This window comes from Bradyrhizobium sp. WSM4874 (genome assembly GCF_055811835.1).
Map to the genome: position 1 here is coordinate 1 of NZ_JBVVPR010000103.1, position 6130 is coordinate 6130.

The 6130-nt window shown below is 64.6% G+C and carries 3 protein-coding genes and 3 pseudogenes; 5 read left to right on the top strand and 1 reads right to left on the bottom strand.

Going from position 1 to position 6130, the window contains the following annotated elements; all coding sequences use genetic code 11:
• Positions 1-235: pseudogene (locus AC0L3P_RS39020) on the bottom strand (hypothetical protein); the annotation flags it as partial.
• Positions 236-487: 252 nt separating this feature from the next.
• Between AC0L3P_RS39020 and AC0L3P_RS39025 the strand changes: the two are divergent.
• The 5 genes and pseudogenes from AC0L3P_RS39025 to AC0L3P_RS39045 form a co-directional block, all read left to right on the top strand.
• Positions 488-649, top strand: a pseudogene (locus AC0L3P_RS39025) (IS66 family transposase zinc-finger binding domain-containing protein); the annotation flags it as partial.
• A gap of 449 nt (positions 650-1098) precedes the next feature.
• A pseudogene (locus tag AC0L3P_RS39030) lies at positions 1099-3078 on the top strand (BID domain-containing protein); the annotation flags it as partial.
• Positions 3075-3608: a conjugative transfer signal peptidase TraF gene (gene traF, locus AC0L3P_RS39035; RefSeq protein ID WP_473309314.1), complete on the top strand. Its 534-nt coding sequence runs from the start codon at positions 3075-3077 to the stop codon at positions 3606-3608. The pseudogene AC0L3P_RS39030 and the gene traF, both read left to right, overlap by 4 nt.
• A gap of 13 nt (positions 3609-3621) precedes the next feature.
• Positions 3622-4764, top strand: coding sequence for a conjugal transfer protein TraB (locus AC0L3P_RS39040; protein ID WP_473309315.1), 1143 nt, complete (start codon positions 3622-3624; stop codon positions 4762-4764).
• An 11-nt stretch (positions 4765-4775) separates the two neighbouring features.
• A complete protein-coding gene (locus AC0L3P_RS39045; RefSeq protein WP_473309316.1) occupies positions 4776-5393 on the top strand; it encodes a TraH family protein in 618 nt (205 codons plus the stop codon).
• Positions 5394-6130: the final 737 nt, after the last annotated feature.

The window sequence follows — 6130 nt, forward strand, 5'->3', positions numbered from 1 at the left end:
AAATGACCGGTGCCTTCACGGCGAAAGCCGCACTGCCCGACAGGTGGACCGCGCGCCGCACCATCTCCGCTTCGAGCCGGATCAGCTCGCGCGTGGCATATTTAGCCGGCGTTCGAGCCCCCGTGGCAAAGTCGACCGACTCGACGTCGAGCCGCAGAGCCTCCGGGCTTTGCAGCACCCGCGCCATCAGGTGCTGGAAGGTGCCGGCATCGTCGACATAGCGATGCAGCAGCTTGCCGGCCCTCGCGCTTCGTGCTCGGCGTTATCCTCCGCAAGCATCTTGCTGTCGATTTTCTTGACGCCTTCCCTCAGACGCAGGCGTCGCAGAGATCGACATCGCGCCGGCGGAGCCGACGGCCAGATGAACTTGTCGCGATTCAGACGCTTGGCTTAGAGCGACATGCCCAATCCGTCATGCCAGAGGATCTTGACCAGATCGCCGCGGCGGCCCCGGAAGATGGAGAGATTACCAGGGTGAGGATCAGGGCCGAAGTCGTACGTCTGCTGTGGCGGCACGCGATTGTCCAAGCTCGGCGAGGACATCACCGAGACGCTGGAGGTGATCCCGAAATCTTGGAAGGTGATCCAGCACGTCCGGGAGAAGTTCAGCTGCCGCGACTGTGAGAAGATCAGTCAGGCTCCGGTGCCTGTCCTGGCCAAAGGCAAGACCGACAGGCTATTCAAGAGTGCCGCGCGAAGTCGATCAGGCGTGCGAAGGATTTCTTAAATCTTTGCCGCTGTTGCACAAGCAGGGCGAATTGCCAGATGGCGTGGTGTTCGGCTTTAACGAAAACCCGTAGTCATTCCCAAATCGTCCATCCGTAAAGCAACGTCCCTCCTTCACTCGCAACCTTTGCGGAAACGTTGCTGAAAACTCGCTCACAAGGGCGCCGGGCTCAGGTAAGATCGAGACCCAGACAAGCTGTCGGTCCGTGCCGAGTTCGCGGCAAAGGGCCAGGATGGGTGCGGAGATTGCCTGTGGCGAGGCGGTAAAGGTCTTCTGAAGATCTCGGTTCGTATCGCCGGCATGGACCTCTCAGTCCCATTTTGGGCCAATTGAGGATTATCTTCGTAGCGGCATGTCGATATAAAGCATTGGAGGCGGGCATCGAATCCCGGACGCTCGCCTCCTGGGAATTGCGATGGAACGGCGGCCGCGACGGCCTCGATGATCAAACCGCTTTTGTCCTGGACGAGGCCGGCATGGTCGCCTCGCGCCAGATGGCGCTGGTCGTCGAAACCGCGTCAAAGGCGGGGGCCAAGCTCGTCCTGGTCGGCGATCCCGAGCAGCTCCAGCCGATCGAAGCCGGCGCGGCCTTTCGTGCGATCCTCGAACGCACCGGCTATGCCGAGCTCGAGACGATCTATCGCCAGCGCCAGCAGTGGATGCGCGACGCCTCGCTCGATCTTGCTCGTGGCCGGACGGGAGAGGCCCTGTCCGCCTATCGCGATCATGGACGCCTGTTCGGCACGGAGTTGAAGGCGCAGGCGATCGAAAGTCTCATCGCCGACTGGAACCGTGACTATGATCCGTCCAAGTCGACTTTGATCCTGGCCCATCTTCGCCGCGACGTCCGCGCGCTCAACGAGATGGCGCGGGCCAAGCTCGTGGCGCGCGGTTTGGTCGAAGCGGGACATGCCTTCCGCACCGAGGATGGCGACCGCCGGTTTGCAGCTGGCGACCAGATCGTCTTCCTGAAGAACGAGGGCTCGCTCGGCGTCAAGAACGGCATGATCGGCAGGGTCGTGGAAGCCGGCCCTGCGCGCCTGGTCGCCGAGATCGGTGAGGGCGAGGACTGCCGCCGCGTCGAAATCGATCAGCGCTTCTATCGCAATATCGACCACGGCTATGCGACGACGGTGCACAAGGCGCAAGGGGTCACGGTCGATCGGGTCAAGGTGCTGGCAACGTTGTCGCTGGACAAGCATCTGACCTATGTCGCGCTGACCCGCCATCGCGAGGATGTCGCGCTCTATTACGGCCGGCGTTCGTTCCAGAAGGCCGGTGGCCTCGTTGCGATCCTGTCGCAGCGGCGTGTGAAGGAGACCACCCTCGATTACGACCGCGGCAGCCTCTATCGCGATGCGCTGCGCTTTGCCGCGAACCGCGGGCTGCACATCGTCAAGGTGGCACGCACCCTCATGAGTGATCGCCTGCGCTGGACGGTTCGCCAGAAGCAACGCCTGGCCGACATCGCTTCCCGGTTGGGCGCCCTCGCGGTAAAACTCGGCCTCGTCGAGGGCCGCAATCCCATCATCAGCACCGCACAGACTAAGGCCAAGCCCATGGTCGCGGGCGTCACGACGTTCCCCAGATCCCTCATCGACACGGTCGAGGACAGGATCCTCACCGACCCCGCCATCAAGAAGCAATGGGAGGATGTCTCCACCCGCTTCCGCCTCGTCTTTGCCGATCCCGAGCGCGCGTTCCGCGCGACAAATTTTGACGCTTTGCTGAGGGACCCCGCGGCCGCGAACTCGACGATGGCGCGTCTTGCCTCGAGCCCGGAGTCCTTCGGGGCTCTGCGCGGCAAGGTCGGCCTGCTGGCGGGTCAGGCCGAGAAGCAGGTGCGTCAGCGCGCCGAGGCCAATGTGCCGGCGCTCAAGCACGACATCGAGCGCTACGTGCGTCCGCGCGCCGAGGCCGGGCACAAGTATGAGGCCGAGGAACGCGCGATCCGGCATCGTGTCGCCATCGACATCCCTGCCTTGTCGCGCGAGGCGCAGCGGGTGCTGGCGCGGGTGCGCGATGCGATCGATCGCAACGACCAGCCGAGCGCGATCGAATTGGCCTCCGCGGACGGACTTGTGAAAGCGGAGATCGACAGCTTCAACAAGGCCATCGCCGAGCGCTTTGGCGATCGTACATTCCTGCCGAATGCCGCGAGCGGACCCGATGGGCGGGTCTTCCACAAGGCGACCGCCGGCATGAATCCGGCGCGGCGGGAGCAGCTGAAGGAAGCCTGGCCTGCGATGCGTGCGGCACAGCAGCTCGCCACCCTTGAGCGCACCGCGCAGGCCCTCAAGCAGGCCGAGGCGCAGCGTCTGACGCCGCGCCAGGGACAGACCCTGAAGTGAGCGTTCGGCGCTCCGCCTTGGTGATTGTGCTGGCAGGCGCAGGCCTTGTTGCGGCCGTAGCCGGCACCGGCTGGTGCGCCGGACTGCGGATCAATATGACGCCGAGCTATCCGCGCGGCCTGTGGCAGATCGAGCCTCTGAATCGGGCGGCCGCTGCCGGCGATCTCGTCTTCATCTGTCCGCCGGACACCGCCGAGTTCCAACGCGCATTCGCGCGCGGCTACATCCGGCGCGGACTGTGCGCTGGCGGCTTAAGCCCGCTCATCAAGACCGTCGCCGCGCTCAGTGGCCACCAGGTTGATGTCGCTGATCAGGTCTTCATCGACGGCCATCCGCTCCCCCATTCCGACGTCCGGCGGACTGACAGCGCCGGCCGTGTTCTCGCACCGTTCGCGGGCGGCGTCATTCCCGCTGGCGAGCTCTATCTCCACTCCGATTTCGCAGGCTCCTATGATTCCCGTTACTTCGGCCCGATCCCGTCATCCGGCCTTCTCGGCCTCGCCCGGCCCGTGTTCGTTTTCGGTCCATGAGCTCTGGCGCGGCGTGGCGATGGTCGCCGCGGCGGCTGCGGTCGGCGCGATTGCCTGGTGTGGTCACGCACTCGCTCTGCCACTCGCCTGCGCCTTTCCAATGCTGTGGGCCTTGGCGCGCTCGCGGGTGATCTCGGCGGGTGTGAGCGCCGCCTATGTCCTTGCGGCATCCCACGGGCTGCCGCAGGGCGTCGTCAACTTCTACGGCACTGATCTCGGTGTCGGCATCGCCTTGTGGATTGGCGCGGCAGCCGTCTTTGTCCTTGTCCACGCAGTGCTCTGGTGTCGACGGCCGGGAGGGGAGAGGGCGCTTCGGTTTGGATGTGCTGCGATCCTGATGAGCGTGCCGCCTTTTGGGATCGTCGGATGGGCGCAGCCGATCACCGCGGCCGGGGTTTTGTTTCCGGGATGGGGATGGTGGGGACTGGGCACGACCGCGGCCATCCTGCTCACCATGACGAGCGGCAAGTGGCCCATCGCGGCGGTTGTCGCCGGCGGCTTCTGGATCGGGTCGGCCGCGCATTGGACTGCGCCAGCGCAACCAGCCGGATGGGCTGGCCTGGATACCGAGCTTGGCGGCGCGCTCGGCCGGTCTCCGGATCTCGACCAGGCCCAAGCGCTTCTCCAGCGCGTGCGCGAAGCGGCCGGGGCCGGAGCGCAAATTGTCGTGCTTCCAGAAAGTGCGGCCGGGCTGTGGACCCCGACCACCAGCGGCTTCTGGATGGACGGCCTTCGCCGCACCGACATCACGGTGATCGCTGGGGCGGTGATCGTCCATCGCGAAAATTACGACAACGCCATGGTGGAGATCAGCGCCGGGCGCACGCGCCGGCTCTATGGCGAGCGCATGCCGGTCCCCGTCTCGATGTGGCAACCCTGGCTGGCATGGACGGGCCAGGGCGGCGGCGCCAGGGCCACCTTCTTCGGCAATCCCGTCGTGGAGTCCGCCGGCCGGCGCGTCGCGCCGCTGATCTGTTACGAGCAGTTGCTCATCTGGCCGGTGCTACAGTCGATGCTCCATGCGCCCGACGTGCTTGTCGCGATCGGCAACGACTGGTGGGCCGCCCGAACCAACGTGGTCGCGATTCAGCGAGCCAGCACCGAAGCCTGGGCGCGCCTGTTCGGGCTGCCGCTCGTGCTCGCGTTCAACAGCTGAAGGGGATCATCATGATCGATGCAGCCACTATTCATCGATGCGCCGACCCGGGTTTGAAGCCTGCGATCGTCGAGAAATTCATCCGCGCGGTCGGGGCACCCGATCCGCTCGCCGTCACGGTCCGGATCGGAAACCGCGTCATCCTGGTCACACCACCCAAGACGCCGGATCATGCCATGGAGCTGATACGCCGTTACGTCGGCCAAGCCATGGTCCGCGTCGGCGTCACCCAATATCCTGCCGGGCTCGGCGCCACCAAACTTGCTGAGCTCAAGCCTGATCTCGTCGATGCCTGCACCAATATCAGGATAGGCACCGCGCTGTTCGGCAAGGTCCATCGCATCGTCACGACATGGTATGGCACTGAGATCGACGAGGCGTTCGGCGCTGCGATTGACGCCTGGAAGACCGGCTATTTCGACGGGAAATATGTATTCGACGAGCCCGATCCCGGCAGCCTGCCGGCCAGCACGCGGGCGTCCGAGGCTCGCGACAAGACCGCGGCCGAGGCGGCGAGCCCTGCGAGGGGGCCCGGCAATGGCTCCCAGCGGGCCAAGGAGCCGGATGATCCGAACAAGGCGGGCATCAGAATCGATCTCACTGGGATTGGCGTCGGCAAGCCGAAATAGCGCTTTGCGCAGGGCCTCTGTCCCGGCGGAAAGCCGGGTCGATTGATCGGCGACAGAGCTACGTTGTCTGCCGGAAGGTTCTCAATCCTGATGTGCAAGGGTCCGCCATCGCGATGGTTCTCTGGACCGTGAGGTCGCCCCTTTCACGGGCTCTCGCACACGATCGAGCGCGGGAACGCTGCCAGGGCATATGCAGGGGGGCTTGCGTGGTGGTTCTGTTTTCTTTGATCAGCAGGGTTGCGGACGTCAACCATCATGGACGCTCCCTCAAGTGGTCGGTCAGGCTCGTCTCGGTTTAAAGTGGCTCGGATTATCCACGCTGCCGCCAAATCCCGACTTCAATCTACAAGGGACAAGGCAGTACGGGCTGCCTTGGGGATCAAAAACGTGTCGATTGGCGACGGTGCCCATCGTGACTCTCCCCTGATCCTCTGACGTAACGGGAGGGGCCGGGACGTATGTCTAGGCGCCTCCTCCTGCAGGTCAGCGGCATGGTCCAACCACCGGCGCGCGCCGACCTGGTCCGATTGCAGCGCCTGCCGCACCGGGCTTCCTGTGCCGAACGCCGCGAGTCGGTTGCTGCATCGAGAAGATCTCGGTCGTCCATTAGGCTCAGGCTAGACTAGCATTACAGTTGCTTTTTTGATTTGAAGTGGGCGAGTTGAGCGGCAGCCTGGTGAGCTCTGCGCCAGAAGGACCATGCGATAATGTGTGCGGGTTGAATCCGCTTCCGCGCA

Coding starts and splice junctions, on each gene's coding strand:
- AC0L3P_RS39045 (WP_473309316.1), top strand. CDS start 4,776: ATGATCGATGCAGCCACTATTCATCGATGCGCCGACCCGGGTTTGAAG.